Here is a 14,866-nt window from a genome sequence, read left to right on the forward strand (position 1 = left end):
GTCAAACCGCTCAGGTTCCATCCGGTCGTCGCGCTAAGTTACCGACGAGTACCTGTGTTCAGCATCGCGTCGGGGGGACCTAGACGTGACGAGGGGTGCCACCAGGGGGCAGGATGGCGCTAGAGACCTATCCCACACACAACCGAGGGAACGCCTGTGGCTACGGAACGCAAGCGCCCGGTGATCAGCGACGGCCTACCGAGCCAGCTTCCGGACATCGACCCTGACGAGACAAGCGAATGGGTCGAGTCGCTTGACGGTGTCATCGACGAACGCGGCGCCAAACGCGCCCGCTACGTCATGCTGCGCCTGCTGGAGCGGGCCCGTGAGCGCCAGGTCGGGGTTCCGCCCCTGACCACCACCGATTACATCAACACCATCCCGTCCGAGCGCGAGCCCTGGTTCCCGGGTGACGAGCACGTCGAGCGGCGGATCCGGGCGTACGTCCGGTGGAACGCCGCCATGCTGGTGCACCGGGCGCAGCGCCCGGAGATCGGCGTCGGCGGGCACATCTCCACCTTCGCCAGCTCGGCGTCGCTCTACGAGGTGGGCTTCAACCACTTCTTCCGGGGCAAGAACCACCCGGGCGGTGGCGACCACATCTTCTACCAGGGCCACGCATCCCCCGGCATGTACGCGCGGGCGTTCCTGGAGGGGCGGCTCAGCGAGCACCAGCTCGACGGGTTCCGCCAGGAGCTGTCGCACCCCGGTGGTGGGCTGCCCTCGTACCCGCACCCTCGGCTGATGCCGGACTTCTGGGAGTTCCCCACCGTCTCGATGGGCCTCGGCGGTCTGAACGCGATCTACCAGGCCCGGTTCAACCGGTACCTGCAGCACCGCGGCATCAAGGACACCTCCCAGCAGCACGTCTGGGCGTTTCTCGGCGACGGTGAGATGGACGAGCCGGAGACGCTCGGCGCCATCGGCGTGGCCGCCCGCGAGGAGCTGGACAACCTCACCTTCGTGATCAACTGCAACCTGCAGCGGCTGGACGGCCCGGTCCGGGGCAACGGCAAGGTCATGCAGGAGCTGGAGGCGTTCTTCCGGGGCGCCGGCTGGAACGTGATCAAGGTTGTCTGGGGTCGTGAGTGGGACCCGCTGCTCGCCGCGGACACCGATGGCGCGTTGGTCAACCTGATGAACACCACTACCGACGGCGACTACCAGACCTACAAGGCGGAGTCGGGCGCGTACGTGCGGGAGCACTTCTTCGGCCGGGACGCCCGGACCCGCAAGATGGTCGAGCCGCTGAGCGACGACGAGATCTGGAACCTCAAGCGGGGTGGGCACGACTACCGCAAGCTCTACGCGGCCTACAAGGCGGCCACCGAGCACACCGGTCAGCCGACGGTCATCCTGGCGAAGACGATCAAGGGCTGGACGCTCGGCTCGCACTTCGAGGGCCGCAACGCGACCCACCAGATGAAGAAGCTGACGCTGGAGGACTTGAAGACCTTCCGCGACCGGCTCTACCTGGACATCCCGGACAAGGCGCTGGAGGACAACCCCTACCTGCCGCCGTACTACCACCCGGGTGAGAAGTCCGAGGAGCTGGCGTACCTGAAGGAGCGCCGCGAGCAGCTCGGCGGCTACCTGCCGTCGCGGCGGACCAGCACCAAGCGGCTGACCATCCCCGGTCCGGAGCGGTTCGCCGACGTCAAGCGCGGCTCGGGCAAGCAGAAGGTGGCCACCACGATGGCCTTCGTCCGCCTGCTCAAGGACGTCATGAAGGACAAGGAGTTCGGCAAGCGCTGGGTGCCGATCATCCCGGACGAGGCCCGCACCTTCGGCCTCGACTCGATCTTCCCGACCGCGAAGATCTACTCGCCGCACGGCCAGCGCTACACCTCGGTCGACCGGGAGCTGTTCCTGTCGTACAAGGAGTCGACGACCGGGCAGATTCTGCACGAGGGCATCAACGAGGCCGGTTCGGTCGCCTCGTTCACCGCCGCGGGCTCGGCGTACGCCACCCACGACGAGCCGATGATCCCGATGTACATCTTCTACTCGATGTTCGGGTTCCAGCGGACCGCCGACGGGCTGTGGGCGGCGGCTGACCAGATGGCACGGGGCTTCCTGCTCGGCGCCACCGCCGGTCGGACGACGCTCAACGGTGAGGGCCTGCAGCACGAGGACGGCCACTCGATGCTGATCGCCGCCACCAACCCGGCAGTGGTCGCGTACGACCCGGCGTTCTCCTTCGAGATCGCGCACATCATGGAAGCCGGCCTGCACCGGATGTACGGGGACGCGCAGGAGAACGTCTTCTACTACCTGACGGTCTACAACGAGCCGATCCTGCAGCCGGCCGAGCCGGCCGGGGTGGACGTGGAGGGCCTGCTCAAGGGCATCTACCGCTACTCCCCGGCACCGCAGGTCGACGGCCCGAAGGCCAACGTGCTCGCCTCCGGCACCGGCATGCAGTGGGCGCTCAAGGCCCAGCAGCTGCTCGCCCAGGATTGGGGCGTGGCCGCCGACGTGTGGTCGGTGACCTCCTGGACCGAGCTGCGTCGCGACGCGGTGGAGACCGAGGAGTACAACCTGCTCAACCCGGGCGCCGAGGCCAAGGTGCCGTACATCGCGCAGAAGCTGGCCGACGCGGACGGGCCGAAGGTCGCGGTCAGCGACTGGATGCGTGCCGTACCGGACCTGATCGCCCGCTGGGTACCCGGCGACTACACGTCGCTGGGCACCGACGGCTTCGGGATGTCGGACACCCGGCACGCGCTGCGCCGGCACTTCCACGTCGACGCGGAGTCGATCGTGGTGGCCACGCTGCGGCAGCTCGCCCGCAGCGGCGCGGTGGCGACCACGGTGCCGGCCGAGGCCGCCAAGAAGTACGCGATCGACGACGTCAACGCCGCCCCGGTCGGCGAGACCGGCGGCGACAGCTGACACCGCACCACTGAGCAGGGCCCGGCGCATCCGCGCCGGGCCCTTTTCGGTGTACGGAGCGGCGGTGGTCCGGGGGCCCTGGCGGGGATCCGGACCACCGCCGTCGCGGGTGACGCCGGGAGGATGGGCGCTCGTCAGCCGACGGCGGCCAGGTCGGTGAGCCGGGCCAGCGAGTCCTCCAGGTCGGCGCCGACCCGACGCAGTCCGAGGCGTAGCAGGGCCGCCTTGACCGGTCCGGCTGGCCAGCGGACCACGATGAGGCGCACGATGGTCCCGCCCTCCTCCTCGTCTCCGGTGAGCTGGACGTAGATTTCGGTGCGCGCCTCCGCACGAGCACCGGCACCCTTGGCCCGCTCCCGCCAGCCGATCAGCGTCGGCTCCTGGTAGGCGATCACCTCGGCCTCATGCGCCGAGCCGCGTCCCGCCTGGACCAGCTGTCGTCGCCCGAAGCCCTCTCCCGAGAGCACTTCGGCCGCGCGGACCCCGGCCAGCCATGCCGGCAACTGCTCGGCCCGCTGTACGACATCCCAGACCACTTCAATTGGCGCCGCCACGTGCGCACTGCGTTCCACGAGGATCATTTCCGTCTTTCCTCCGGTGAGGACATCCCACGATATCGGCACTCTATGCGCTAAATCGGACTTACCTGGACGGGTTCGGAAAAAGACACGCCGATCAACCATTGCGCATTGCGCCAGGCCGGCCTATGGCGCATTCATCGAGAGCGCCCTAAAGTCCCGAGCACGTTTCACGTTGACCGGGAGGGCGCATGTCGACCGCACCGATGCCCCAGTTCCCCACCGGCTTCCGCTGGGGCGTCTCCACATCGGCCCACCAGATCGAGGGCGCCGCGTCGGCCGACGGCCGAGGTCCGTCCATCTGGGACACGTTCGCGCGCTCCCCCGGGCGGATCAGCGACGGCAGCAGCGGCGAGGTGGCCTGCGACCACTACCACCGGCACGCCGAGGACGTGGCGCTGCTGGCCGGCCTGGGCGTCTCGGCGTACCGGTTCTCCATCGCCTGGCCCCGGGTCCAACCCACCGGCGCCGGCCCGACCAACCCGGCCGGCCTGAACTTCTACGACCGACTGGTGGACGAGTTGCTGACCGTCGGCGTCGACCCGGTGGCCACCCTCTACCACTGGGACCTGCCGCAACCCCTCGAAGACGCCGGCGGCTGGCTGCACCGCGACACCGCCGCCCGGTTCGCCGAGTACGCCGAGAAGACCGCCGCCCGGCTCGGCGACCGGGTCCGGCTCTGGATCACCCTGAACGAGCCGTTCATCCACATGAGCCTCGGCTACGGCCTGGGCGAGCACGCCCCCGGCCGGATGCTGCTGTTCGACGCCTTCCCGGTCGCCCACCACCAACTGCTCGGGCACGGGCTCGCTGTCGCCGCGCTGCGGGCCCACACCGCCAGCCCGGTGGCGATCGCCAACAACTACTCGCCGGTGCGGGTGCTCGGCGACAGCGACGCCGACCGGGCCGCCGGGGCGGCGTACGAGGCGCTGCACAACCGGCTCTTCACCGATCCACTGCTCGGCCGGGGCTACCCGGACCTGCCCGGCTTCGACGCGAGCGTCATCCACCCCGGCGACCTCGACACGATCGCCGCGCCTGTCGACGTGCTCGGGGTCAACTACTACAACCCCACCGGTGTACGGGCCGCCGAGGAGGGCTCGCCCCTGCCGTTCGACCTGGTCCCGCTGGACGGCTACCCGCGTACCGCCTTCGACTGGCCGGTGGCCCCCGACGGGTTGCGCGAACTGCTCGGCTGGCTGCGCGACACGTACGGCGAGGCACTGCCGCCCATCGAGATCACCGAGAGCGGCTGCGCGTACGACGACACACCCGACGCCGACGTGCAGGTGACCGACCCGGAGCGGATTGCGTACCTCGACGGGCACCTGCGCGCCGTCCGGGCCGCCATCGACGACGGGGTGGACGTGCGCGGGTACTTCGTCTGGTCGCTGCTGGACAACTGGGAGTGGGCCGAGGGGTTCACCAAGCGCTTCGGTCTGGTGCACGTCGACTACGCCACCCAGACCCGTACGCCGAAGTCGTCGTACACCTGGTTGCGGGACGTGATCGCGGCCAGCCGGCCGGGGTCGGCGCGGTGACCACCCTCGACCCGTCGCCGGCGTCGCTGCCGGCGGCGCTCGCCGAGCCGACGGTGCCGGTGCGGCGCGGCTGGATCGGTTTGATCTTCGCGGCCAACCTCGGCGTGTGGATGGCGTTCTTCACGCCCATCCAGGTGCTGCTGCCGCAGCAGATCGAGCAGATCGCGCCCGGCGACAAGGAGAACATGCTGGCCGTGGTCACCGGCCTCGGTGCGCTGGCCGCGGTGCTGGCCAACCCCCTGGCGGGCGCGCTCTCCGACCGGACCTGCCTGCGGATCGCCGGCCGCGAACTCGGTCGTCGCCACGTCTGGACGGCGGGCGGGGCCGTGCTGGGCGCGGCGGCCCTGGTGCTGCTGGCCCAGCAGCGGACCATCCTCGGGGTCGCCCTCGGCTGGGTCGCCGCGCAGGTCTGCTTCAACGCGATGCTGGCCAGCCTCGCCGCGGCCATCCCGGACCGGGTGCCGGTGCGCCAGCGCGGCGGGGTCTCCGGTTGGGTGGGCATCCCGCAGGCGCTCGGGCTGGTGCTCGGCGCGGTGCTGGTCACCGCAGTGGTCACCGGCAACGCCGCCGGCTATCTGGCCATCGCCGTGGCCATTCTGCTGCTGTCGCTGCCGTTCGCGCTGCTCACCCCCGACGAACCGCTGCCGCGTACCCATCGGCCGGTGATCCGGACGCGGGCGCTGCTGGCCTCGATGTGGATCAGCCCTCGGCGGCACCCGGATTTCGCCTGGGCCTGGATCACCCGGTTCCTGGTCCAGTTGGGCAACGCGCTGGGCACCCTCTACCTGCTGTACTTCCTCAGCGACGGGGTGCGCCACCCCGATCCCGAGGGCGGCCTGCTGGTGCTGATCCTGCTCTACACGCTCGGGATGATGCTGACCGCTGTGGTCGCCGGCCGGATGTCCGACCGTTCCGGCCGGCGCAAGATCTACGTGATCGTTTCCGGGCTGATCATGGCGGTGGCGGCGTTGCTGCTCGCGGTCGCGCCGGTCTGGCCGATGGCCATCGTCGCGGCAATGCTGCTCGGCGCCGGCTACGGCGTCTACCTCTCGGTGGACGCCGCGTTGATCACGCAGGTGCTGCCCCGGGCCACCGACCGGGCCAAGGACCTGGGCGTCATCAACATCGCCAACTCGGCGCCGCAGGTGCTCGGCCCGGCGCTCTCCGCCCCGCTCGTGGTCTACCTGGGCGGCTATCCCACGCTCTACGCGGTCACCGCCGTGGTCACCCTGCTCGGCAGCGCCCTGGTCGTCAAGATCCGCTCAGTCGCTTGAGCCAGGGGGCCGTGGCGGAAAGCAGTCGCGTACCGCCGTAGGCTGGGGGACGTGACAGTACGTGTGCGCTTCGCCCCTTCCCCGACCGGTATGTTCCACGTCGGCGGCGCCCGCTCGGCGCTGCAGAACTGGATCTACGCCAAGCAGCAGGGCGGCGTGTTCGTGCTGCGCATCGAGGACACCGACGCGGCGCGCAACAAGCCCGAATGGACCGAGGGCATCCTCTCCGCGCTGGACTGGATCGGGATCTCCCGGGGCAGCTATGAGGGCCCGTACTTCCAGTCGGCGAACGCGGGCGAGCACCGCGCCGCCGCCGCCCGCCTCTACGACTCCGGCCGCGCCTACTACTGCGACTGCACCCGTGAGGACGTGCAGGCCCGCACCGGCTCGCAGTACCAGGGCTACGACGGCTACCACCGCGACCGTGGCCTCGGCCCGGGCCCGGGGCACGCGCTGCGCTTCCGTACGCCGGACGAGGGCACGACGGTGGTGGTCGACCTGATCCGCGGTGAGCCCACGTTCGAGAACAAGCTCATCGAGGACTTCGTCATCGCCCGGGGCGACGGCTCGCCGGTCTTCCTGCTGGCCAACGTCGTCGACGACATGACCATGGGGATCACCCACGTGATCCGGGCCGAGGAACACCTGCCCAACACCCCCAAGCAGCAGCTGCTCTGGGAAGCTCTCGGGGTCAAGCCGCCGGTCTGGGCGCACGTGCCGGTGGTGGTCAACGAGAAGCGGCAGAAGCTCTCCAAGCGCCGGGACAAGGTCGCCCTGGAGGCGTACCGCGACGAGGGTTACCTCGCCGGCGCGATGCGCAACTACCTCATGCTGCTCGGCTGGGCCCCCTCCGGCGACCGGGAGATCGTCCCCTGGTCGGTGATCGAGGACGAGTTCCGGCTGGACGAGGTCAACCTCTCCTCCGCGTTCTTCGACGAGAAGAAGCTGCGCGCGTTCAACGGTGAGTACATTCGCGCGCTGCCGGTGGCCGACTTCATCGACGCCTGCCAGCCCTGGCTGACCGGCACCGGGACCATCGCGCCGCCGCCGTGGCAGCCGGAGGAGTTCGACGCCGACGCGTTCGCCGCCGTGGCGCCGCTGGCCCAGACGCGCATCGCGGTGCTCAGCGAGATCGTGCCGAACGTCGACTTCCTCTTCCTGGCCTCGCCACTGATCGACGAGGCCGCCTGGACCAAGACGATGAAGGACGGCTCCGCCGAGCTGCTGGACGACGCCGTCGCGGCGTTCGAGGCGCTGGATTCCTGGGACGCCGAGTCGCTGAAGTCGACGCTGGAGGCGGTCGGCGCCGAGCGGGGCCTCAAGCTCGGCAAGACGCAGGCGCCGGTGCGGGTGGCGGTCACCGGCCGCACCGTGGGTCTGCCGCTGTTCGAGTCGCTGGAGGTGCTCGGTCGCGAGCGCACCCTGACCCGGATCCGCGCCGCCCGCCTGCGCCTGGTCTGACTGTCGCCCGTCGACGCGTCACGAGCGCGTCGCCGGCGTAACTCCGCATCACCCGCCTTTGCTCTGCACCCCAATAGGCACCGGTCGCAGACCGTAGCCGTCGCATCCGCGGGTGCAGAGCAAAGGATGACTCGCGCACCTGACCCACCGGGAGCGGTGGGCATCAGAGGGTCATCGAACCCGTCGCCGGCGGCGGAACACGAGGCCGGCCGCGAGGGCGGCGAGCAGGACCAGGCCGCCGACCGGCCAGAGCCACCAGCGATTGCCGGAGTCGGACCGCTCCGACGCCGCCGGCACCGTTGCGGCCGTCGAGCTGCCGGGCGTCGCCGACGCGGGCCCGGCGGAGGGTGCGCCGACGGCCGACGGCGACCCGGCCGGGCTGGTGCTGGCGGCGGCCGGCGGCGAAGCGGACGGGTCGGCGGCGGTGCCGGTGGTGAGGGTGAACCGCACCTCGCCCTTCACCGGATGCCCGTCGGACGACGCGAGCTGGTAGCCGACGATGTAGAGCCCCGCGGCGGCCGGCGTGAACGGCACCCGTACCCGACTGCCGTCGAACGCGGGACTCCCGCCGGCGACCACATTGTCCGGTCCAGTTATTGTGATCTTCGTCGTAGCCGGTGACGGCTTGGCGAGGAACCGCAGCTCGATCCGGGCGGGCGCCGTCGCGACGCGGGCGCCGTTGCGCGGGTTGCTGCCGGTCAGCTCGTTGTGGGCGGCGGCCGGTGTCGCCGGCGCCAAAAACGACACACCGAACGCCACGCCGAGCACCACTGGCATGACCCGCACCGTACGTGTAACCCTGCCCCCCATGAACCCCTCCGTAAGGGTACGATCCGCCCGCTGATCAAACGGCTCCTCATTAGTCGAGCAGAGATCGCAGATAGTTCCAATTACTGTTCCGAATGCTGCAACTCATCGACGTTCTGCGGAGTCTGTAGGAGTGGACGCGACCATCTGGTCCATGCCGCACCGGCAGATCGGTCCGGACGTCACGACGAAGCCATCCATCGAACGGGGCGAGGAGACGGGATGGTCCGACACATGAGGCGGTTGGCCGCCGTGTTGGCGGGCACGCTGGCGGCGGCACTGCTGTCGCTGGGCACCGCCGGCTCGGCCTCGGCGGCGCCGAAGCCGGCACCCGCCGGAGTGGACATCACCGGCACGGGGCTGTCCGCGCCGCTGCGAATGCACGCGGACAAGGAACCCGCCCTCGTGGGCGCGGTCATCGACCAGGTCAACTTCCTCGCTCGCACCGGCATGCCGACCGGTCCGAAAGCGGCCAACCTCGGTCCGAAGTACACGGTCGTGGTGCTCGCCGGCGACACGCCGAAACAGACCTACGACCTCTATCCCAAGGCGATCGGCGGCCCCCGCGTCTACCGGCCGGCGAAGCAGCCGGACGGCCGCAAGACCACCGCCGGCTGGTTCCTGGGTCGGCTCAGCATGTCCGAGACCCTGCGTACCGCGGGTGTGCCGCTGGAGCGGCAGTTCGACACGGTCAGCGGCGGTGCGGGCGGCGGCGAACGGGTGCTCCCGGAGGACACGCTCGACCCGGCGAAGGACCTTGACGAGGCGCTCGGCGACCTGCAACGCCTGCTGCTGCTCAACGTCGGCGTGATGCTGACCATCACTGTCGGCCTCGCCGGGATCGCCCTGCTGATCCGCCGCCGTACGCGCTGACCCGACGCACGCACTGACCCGACGCACGCACTGATCAGCGGGTGCGTCGGCGGTGATCAGCACCAGCGACGCGGTGGGCGCTCCCGTCGGGTGGCCCGTGGACGCGGCCGGACCGCGCCGTGCCGATGCGCCCCAGCCCAGCCGGGAAGTTCACTGAGGCAACCAGTGGGCACGTCCGAGTCGGGCTCGGCGAGACCGGCGGGCTCGGCGGAGCGCTGACGCGGGATGTCCTCATCGGCCCGGCCGGAGAGCGGATCCACCGGGTGCGATGGTGCGCCGCCGGCCGCCCGGCGGTGCTTGCCAGCCGCCTGCGGGTCGTGGTGCCCCGGTCGGCAAGGCTCGCCCTGGGCGCAGCCGTGCTCGGCCTCCCCGTGCGCCATCCCCGGTCTCCTCACGCTCGTCCCACCCTCGGGTGCTCTCCCCGAGGTGCCCTGTCACCGTACTGGCCGGGACCGACGGGCCGCGCGCAGCGTACCCGGGGTCCGGACCGGCCGGTCCTCGAAGGCGCCGCTGAGCGCGGGACCCGGTTACGCAGTTCACAGGTCCTTTCCGTGCCGTTCACCGTGGTGCTCGGTGGCGGGGCGGTCCGGCGCTCAGCGGGTGCGGTGAGCTTCCAGGTCGGCCCGGGTGAACAGCGCCCGCAGTGTCACGCCATGACGGGCGAGCGCCTGCGCCCCGCCCTCGGCCCGGTCGATCACGCAGAGAGCGTGCTCCACCCGGGCACCCAGATCGCGTAGTTGCTCGGTGGAGATGACCACCTGACCACCGGAGGTGACCACGTCCTCGACCACCAGCACCCGTCGACCGATCAGCTCCGCCCCCTCGGCCAGCCGGGCCGTCCCGTACGCCTTGGCGCTCTTGCGGACGAAGGCGCAGGGCAGCCCGGTGTGCCGACCGAGCGCGGTGACCACTGGAATACCGCCCATCTCCAACCCGGCCAGCACCTCGGTGTCGGTCGGGACCAGGAGCGCCAGTTGGGCGGCCACCCGGTCCAGCAGACGGGGATCGGCCTCGAAGCGGTACTTGTCGAAGTACTCGTCGGCGGTCCGTCCGGAGCGGAGCACGAACGTGCCGGTCAGTCGGCAGGTGGTGTCGATCTCGCGAGCCAGCGCGGCCAGGGCCTCCACATCGGTCATGGTGATCATTATCGGGCTGGTGTGGAATGGTCCGGGTACCCCTTTCGGCGCATGGCGGTGCGGTCGAGCTCCTCCCCCGGTCGGAGTTCGGCGGGCGCGGGCTGTGGTGGGATCGGGGCATGCGTCCGCCACCGTGGCTCGACTCCGGCACCCTCGGCCGTGACCTCGTGCTGGCCGGCGCGTCGTTGGCCGGCGGCCTGGTGCTCTACGCGCTGGGTTGGCAACCGCAGGTCCGTACGGGCGCGGACGTGCCGTCGGCGCTGTTCCTGCCGCCGTTGCTCGCTGTCTGCGTCGCCGTCGGCCTGCGGCGGGTCGCACCGCGGGCCAGCCTGGCCGTGGGGACCGGCGCGCTGGTGGTCGACACGGTGCTGGGCAGTTCGCTGGGCACGGTCCTGATCTACACGCAGGTGCTCTACGACGCCTGCGTGTACGGCCCGCCCCGGCTGTGGCGGTGGTTGCTGCGGATCATCGTGGCGCTGAGCCTGATCGGGGTGGTCGTCGGCCTGCTCGGGTACGGCCGGCGCGGGGCGGCGCTCGGGGTGCTGGTGGTGCTCGTCGGGCTGCTGCCGGTGCTCACCGGCATCAGTGTGCGGCAGTACCGCGACCAGGCCGCCGCCGAGCGGGCCCGGGCCGAGCAGACCGCCCGGCTGGTCGAGTTGGACCGTCGGCAGGCGGTCAGCGCCGAGCGGGCCCGGATGGCCCGGGAGCTGCACGACGTGGTCGCGAACCACCTGAGCGCGGTGGCCATTCACGCCACCGCGGTGCTGTCCGTGGCCGGGTTGGATCGCGGTCAGGTGGAGTCGGCGTTGCGGGTGATCCGGGAGAGCAGCGTGCAGGGGCTGGCGGAGATGCGGCAGATGATCGAGGTGTTGCGGGAGCCCGGAACCAGCGGTGGATCGGGTACGCCGGAGGTGGTCACCGCGCGGCTGGCCGAGGCGGACGGGCTGGTCGAGCGGGTCCGGGCGGCCGGCCTCGCGGTGCGGGTCCGCACCGATGGCACGCCGGGCGCGCTGCCGGTGGGGGTGGACCTCGCCGCGTACCGGATCGTGCAGGAGTCGCTGACGAACGCGCTCAAGCACGGTACGGGTGAGGCGGAGCTGACGATCGCGTACCGGCCGGCCGAGGTGGTGCTGACTCTGGAGAACCCGGTCCGTCGGGGCGGAACCGGGCTGCCGGGCGCCGGGGCCGGGCTGATCGGCATGCGGGAGCGGGCCACCCTGCTGTCCGGCCGGTTCACCGCCGGGCCGCACGACGGCCGCTGGCAGGTGCGGGCGGCCCTGCCCACCGGGGAGGGCGGGTGACCGGGCCGGCGGACACCGCGACGGTACGGGTGGTGCTCGCCGACGACCAGTCGGCGGTACGGGCCGGGCTGGCCCTGATTCTGAACAGCTCACCGGGCGTCGAGGTGGTCGGCGAGGCGGCCGACGGCGACGCCGCGGTGCGCCTGTGCCGGGAGTTGCGTCCCGACGTGGCGGTGCTGGATGTGCGGATGCCGCACCGGGACGGGATCTCCGCGACCCGGGCGATCGTCAGCGACGGGCTCGCCGACGTGCTGGTGCTCACCACCTTCGACCTCGACGAGTACGTCTTCGGAGCGTTGCGGGCCGGCGCGGCCGGGTTTCTGCTCAAGGACACCGACGCCGACGGCCTGATCAGCGCGGTGCGGACGGTGGCGCGGGGCGACGGGTTCATCGCGCCCACGGTGACCCGCCGGCTGATCACCGCGTTCGCGGCCACCGCGCCGGGCGCGTCCGCGGACGTACGGGCCGCGCTGAGCACCCTCACCCCGCGCGAGCGCGATGTGCTGGCCTGCCTCGGGTTGGGCCTGTCCAACCAGCAGATCGCCGATCGGCTGGTGCTGGCGGAGAGCACCACAAAGACCCACGTGAGCCGGATCCTCGCCAAGCTGGACCTGCGCAGCCGGGTGCAGGCGGCGATCCTGGCCCAGGAGGTCGGCCTGCCCGCTCCTCCGCCCCCGTGAGCCGGGCTCACCGTGCCGACCGGTGCCGGCGTGGTTGGCCTGCTCACGACGTGTCAGGCTAGGGCGGTGAGCACGCCGGGCGGTGGGGAGCTGTCGGCCACGCTGCGTCGGATCGAACGATCGGCGGGGGCGTTGGCCACCTCCAGCGTGGCCCGGATGGACGAGACGCTGCCCTGGTTCCGGGCGCTGCCGGCCGACCAGCGTTCCTGGGTGATGCTCGTCGCCCAGGCGGGCGCGAGGTCGCTGGTGCAGTGGCTGCGCGAGGGCGGCGGTACGGCGGACAGCACCCAGGAGGTCTCGGACGAGGTCTTCGCCGCCGCCCCGCAGGCGCTGGCCCGGTCGATCACCCTCCAGCAGACCGTGGCGTTGATCAAGGTGACGATCGACGTGGTCGAGGAGCAGGTGACGCACCTGGCCGCCGAGGGCGAGGAGCAGCAGCTCCGCGAGGCGGTGCTGCGCTTCTCCCGGGAGATCGCGTTCTCCGCCGCCCGGGTGTACGCGCGGGCCGCCGAGTCGCGCGGCGCCTGGGACGCCCGGTTGCAGGCGCTGCTTGTCGACGCGCTGCTGCGCGGTGACTCGCCGGACGTCCTGGCCAGTCGGGCTGCGGCGCTCGGCTGGGCGGACGCACCGCCGGTGGCGGTGGCGGTCGGTCGGTCGCCCGGCGGCGAGGTCTCCGCGGTGCTGCACGTGGTCTACCGGCAGGCCCGGCGGATCGGCGTGGAGGTGATTGGTGGCGTCCACGGCGACCGGCTGGTGATCGTGCTGGGCGGCGCACCAGACCCGCTGACCGCCACGGCGAAGCTGCTGAGCGCGTTCGGGGACGGCCCGGTGGTGGTTGGTCCCGCCGTACCGAGCCTGGACGAGGCGACCGAGTCGGCGCGGGCCGCGCTCTCCGGCTTTCGGGCCGCGCCGGCCTGGCCCGGCGCGCCGCGGCCGGTGCCGGCTGCGGACCTGCTGCCGGAGCGGGCCCTCGCCGGCGACGCGGAGGCCCGTCGGCGGCTTCGTCACGATGTGTACGCGACACTTGTGCGCGCCGGCGGGGAACTGCTGGCGACCCTGGACGCCTTCCTGGCCGCCGGCGGCACGTTGGAGAGCGCGGCCCGGGCGTTGTTCGTGCACCCGAACACGGTGCGTTACCGGTTGCGCCGGATCGCCGAGGTGACCGGCTTCTCGCCGCTGTCGCCGCGTGACGCGTTCGCCCTTCAGGTCGCGTTGACGGTGGGCCGGTTGGATCCGGTCGCCCCGCTCGCCTCGGCGGTCTCAACTCAGACAATCACCCCAGCCACCCGGAAACCCGCCCAAACCGAGGATGATTCCCGCCGATCTTTGTAGGAAACCTCCAAAGGTCCTAGTGTGGTTTGGTCGAAGGCGGCACCGCGTTACCCGCCATTATCCGGGAGAGTCATAGGCGTGCTCGCCGTACTTAGTCCCGGCCAGGGTTCTCAGAAACCCGGCTTCCTGACCCCCTGGCTCGACCTGCCCGGCACTGAGGCGCGACTGCGCGAGTGGTCGGCGTTGGCCGGGGTCGACCTGCTGCACCTGGGCACCGCCGCCGACGCCGACGAGATCAAGGACACCGCCCGCACCCAGCCGTTGCTGGTCGCCGCGGCGTTGCTCGCGGCCGAGCACCTGCCGCTGGACGGCGTCGCGCTCACCGCCGGGCACAGCGTCGGCGAGTTGGGTGCCGCCGCCCTGGCCGGTGTGCTGTCGGCCGACGCCGCGATCACCCTGGCCGGCGTCCGCGGCCGGGAGATGGCCGCCGCGTGCGCGCTGGAGCCGACCGGAATGGCCGCGGTGCTCGGCGGTGACCCCGACGAGGTGATCGCCGCGATCGAGGCGAACGGGCTCTACCCGGCCAACCGCAACGGCGCCGGGCAGATCGTCGCCGCTGGCGCCCTGGACGGGCTCGACAAGCTCGCCGCCGCGCCGCCCGCCCGGACCCGGGTCATCCGGCTCCAGGTGGCCGGCGCGTTCCACACGCCGTACATGGCCCCGGCCGAGACCGCGCTCGCCGCTGAGGCCGCCGGGATCACCCCCGCCGACCCGGCCCGGACCCTGCTGTCGAACCTCGACGGCACCGCGGTCGACGACGGCGCGGCCATGGTGCAGCGCCTCGTCCGTCAGGTCACCGCGCCGGTGCGCTGGGACCTGTGCATGCGTACGCTGGCCGACCTCGGGGTCACCGGCGTGATCGAGCTGCCCCCGGCCGGCACCCTCGCCGGCCTGGTCAAGCGGGAACTCAAGGGCGACGGCGCCCCGGAGATCGTCACCCTCAACACCCCGGACGACCTGCCGGCCGCACGGGACCTGATCGCCCGTA

12 protein-coding genes and 1 pseudogene are annotated in these 14,866 nt (G+C 71.6%); 9 read left to right on the top strand and 4 right to left on the bottom strand.

Annotated elements, in window-relative coordinates; genetic code table 11:
• The first annotated feature begins 156 nt into the window (after positions 1–156).
• Positions 157–2,895 carry a pyruvate dehydrogenase (acetyl-transferring), homodimeric type gene (aceE, locus tag ABZU74_RS13745; RefSeq protein ID WP_355422600.1) on the top strand — a complete coding sequence of 913 codons (2,739 nt, stop codon included), beginning with the start codon at positions 157–159 and terminating at the stop codon, positions 2,893–2,895.
• A gap of 134 nt (positions 2,896–3,029) precedes the next feature.
• Here the strand turns inward: aceE and ABZU74_RS13750 are convergent, their stop codons facing one another.
• The gene (locus tag ABZU74_RS13750; RefSeq protein ID WP_112582592.1) at positions 3,030–3,476 is read right to left on the bottom strand and encodes an SRPBCC domain-containing protein; all 447 of its coding nucleotides are present in this window, start codon (positions 3,474–3,476) and stop codon (positions 3,030–3,032) included.
• A 188-nt stretch (positions 3,477–3,664) separates the two neighbouring features.
• On the opposite strand from ABZU74_RS13750, the gene ABZU74_RS13755 reads away from it, so the two are divergent.
• The 3 genes from ABZU74_RS13755 to gltX are packed head-to-tail and all read left to right on the top strand — an operon-like array spanning position 3,665 to position 7,749.
• Positions 3,665–5,014 carry a GH1 family beta-glucosidase gene (locus ABZU74_RS13755; protein WP_355422604.1) on the top strand — a complete coding sequence of 450 codons (1,350 nt, stop codon included), beginning with the start codon at positions 3,665–3,667 and terminating at the stop codon, positions 5,012–5,014.
• Complete coding sequence (locus ABZU74_RS13760; RefSeq protein WP_355422607.1) at positions 5,011–6,288, top strand: MFS transporter; 1,278 nt, start codon at positions 5,011–5,013, stop codon at positions 6,286–6,288. The genes ABZU74_RS13755 and ABZU74_RS13760 overlap by 4 nt, the downstream gene beginning before the upstream one ends.
• Positions 6,289–6,339: 51 nt before the next feature.
• The gene (gene gltX, locus ABZU74_RS13765; protein WP_355422610.1) at positions 6,340–7,749 is read left to right on the top strand and encodes a glutamate--tRNA ligase; all 1,410 of its coding nucleotides are present in this window, start codon (positions 6,340–6,342) and stop codon (positions 7,747–7,749) included.
• Between the two features lie 171 nt (positions 7,750–7,920).
• On the opposite strand, the gene ABZU74_RS13770 is transcribed toward gltX, so the two are convergent.
• Positions 7,921–8,526 carry a copper resistance CopC family protein gene (locus tag ABZU74_RS13770; protein WP_355422612.1) on the bottom strand — a complete coding sequence of 202 codons (606 nt, stop codon included), beginning with the start codon at positions 8,524–8,526 and terminating at the stop codon, positions 7,921–7,923.
• A 252-nt stretch (positions 8,527–8,778) separates the two neighbouring features.
• Between ABZU74_RS13770 and ABZU74_RS13775 the strand changes: the two genes are divergently transcribed.
• Positions 8,779–9,429 carry a hypothetical protein gene (locus ABZU74_RS13775; RefSeq protein WP_355422615.1) on the top strand — a complete coding sequence of 217 codons (651 nt, stop codon included), beginning with the start codon at positions 8,779–8,781 and terminating at the stop codon, positions 9,427–9,429.
• 56 nt (positions 9,430–9,485) lie between these two features.
• Here ABZU74_RS13775 and ABZU74_RS13780 read toward each other — a convergent pair whose 3' ends face one another.
• Both ABZU74_RS13780 and pyrE read right to left on the bottom strand, forming a co-directional pair.
• Positions 9,486–9,809 (bottom strand): hypothetical protein, encoded by a 324-nt coding sequence (locus ABZU74_RS13780; protein WP_355422618.1) that lies wholly within the window; start codon positions 9,807–9,809, stop codon positions 9,486–9,488.
• Positions 9,810–10,022: 213 nt separating this feature from the next.
• Positions 10,023–10,565, bottom strand: a complete 543-nt coding sequence (pyrE, locus tag ABZU74_RS13785; protein WP_355422621.1) for an orotate phosphoribosyltransferase — start codon at positions 10,563–10,565, stop codon at positions 10,023–10,025.
• Between the two features lie 119 nt (positions 10,566–10,684).
• Here pyrE and ABZU74_RS13790 point away from each other — a divergent pair, with 119 nt between their 5' ends.
• The 4 genes and pseudogenes from ABZU74_RS13790 to ABZU74_RS13805 form a co-directional block, all read left to right on the top strand.
• Complete coding sequence (locus tag ABZU74_RS13790) at positions 10,685–11,866, top strand: histidine kinase (RefSeq protein ID WP_355422624.1); 1,182 nt, start codon at positions 10,685–10,687, stop codon at positions 11,864–11,866.
• Positions 11,863–12,546 (top strand): response regulator transcription factor, encoded by a 684-nt coding sequence (locus ABZU74_RS13795; RefSeq protein WP_355422626.1) that lies wholly within the window; start codon positions 11,863–11,865, stop codon positions 12,544–12,546. Before ABZU74_RS13790 ends, ABZU74_RS13795 begins: the two co-directional genes overlap by 4 nt.
• A gap of 30 nt (positions 12,547–12,576) precedes the next feature.
• A complete protein-coding gene (locus tag ABZU74_RS13800; RefSeq protein ID WP_355422629.1) occupies positions 12,577–13,878 on the top strand; it encodes a helix-turn-helix domain-containing protein in 1,302 nt (433 codons plus the stop codon).
• 78 nt (positions 13,879–13,956) lie between these two features.
• Positions 13,957–14,865: pseudogene (locus ABZU74_RS13805) on the top strand (ACP S-malonyltransferase); the annotation flags it as partial.
• Position 14,866: the final 1 nt, after the last annotated feature.

The organism is Micromonospora sp. NPDC005171, from assembly GCF_040608575.1.
Taxonomy (GTDB): domain Bacteria; phylum Actinomycetota; class Actinomycetes; order Mycobacteriales; family Micromonosporaceae; genus Micromonospora.

Excerpts from the sequence above, each read along its gene's own strand:
- ABZU74_RS13750 (WP_112582592.1), bottom strand. The coding sequence starts at position 3,476 with ATGATCCTCGTGGAACGCAGTGCGCACGTGGCGGCGCCAATTGAAGTG.
- ABZU74_RS13755 (WP_355422604.1), top strand. The coding sequence starts at position 3,665 with ATGTCGACCGCACCGATGCCCCAGTTCCCCACCGGCTTCCGCTGGGGC.
- ABZU74_RS13770 (WP_355422612.1), bottom strand. The coding sequence starts at position 8,526 with ATGCCAGTGGTGCTCGGCGTGGCGTTCGGTGTGTCGTTTTTGGCGCCG.
- ABZU74_RS13775 (WP_355422615.1), top strand. The coding sequence starts at position 8,779 with ATGGTCCGACACATGAGGCGGTTGGCCGCCGTGTTGGCGGGCACGCTG.
- ABZU74_RS13780 (WP_355422618.1), bottom strand. The coding sequence starts at position 9,809 with ATGGCGCACGGGGAGGCCGAGCACGGCTGCGCCCAGGGCGAGCCTTGC.
- pyrE (WP_355422621.1), bottom strand. The coding sequence starts at position 10,565 with ATGACCGATGTGGAGGCCCTGGCCGCGCTGGCTCGCGAGATCGACACC.
- ABZU74_RS13790 (WP_355422624.1), top strand. The coding sequence starts at position 10,685 with ATGCGTCCGCCACCGTGGCTCGACTCCGGCACCCTCGGCCGTGACCTC.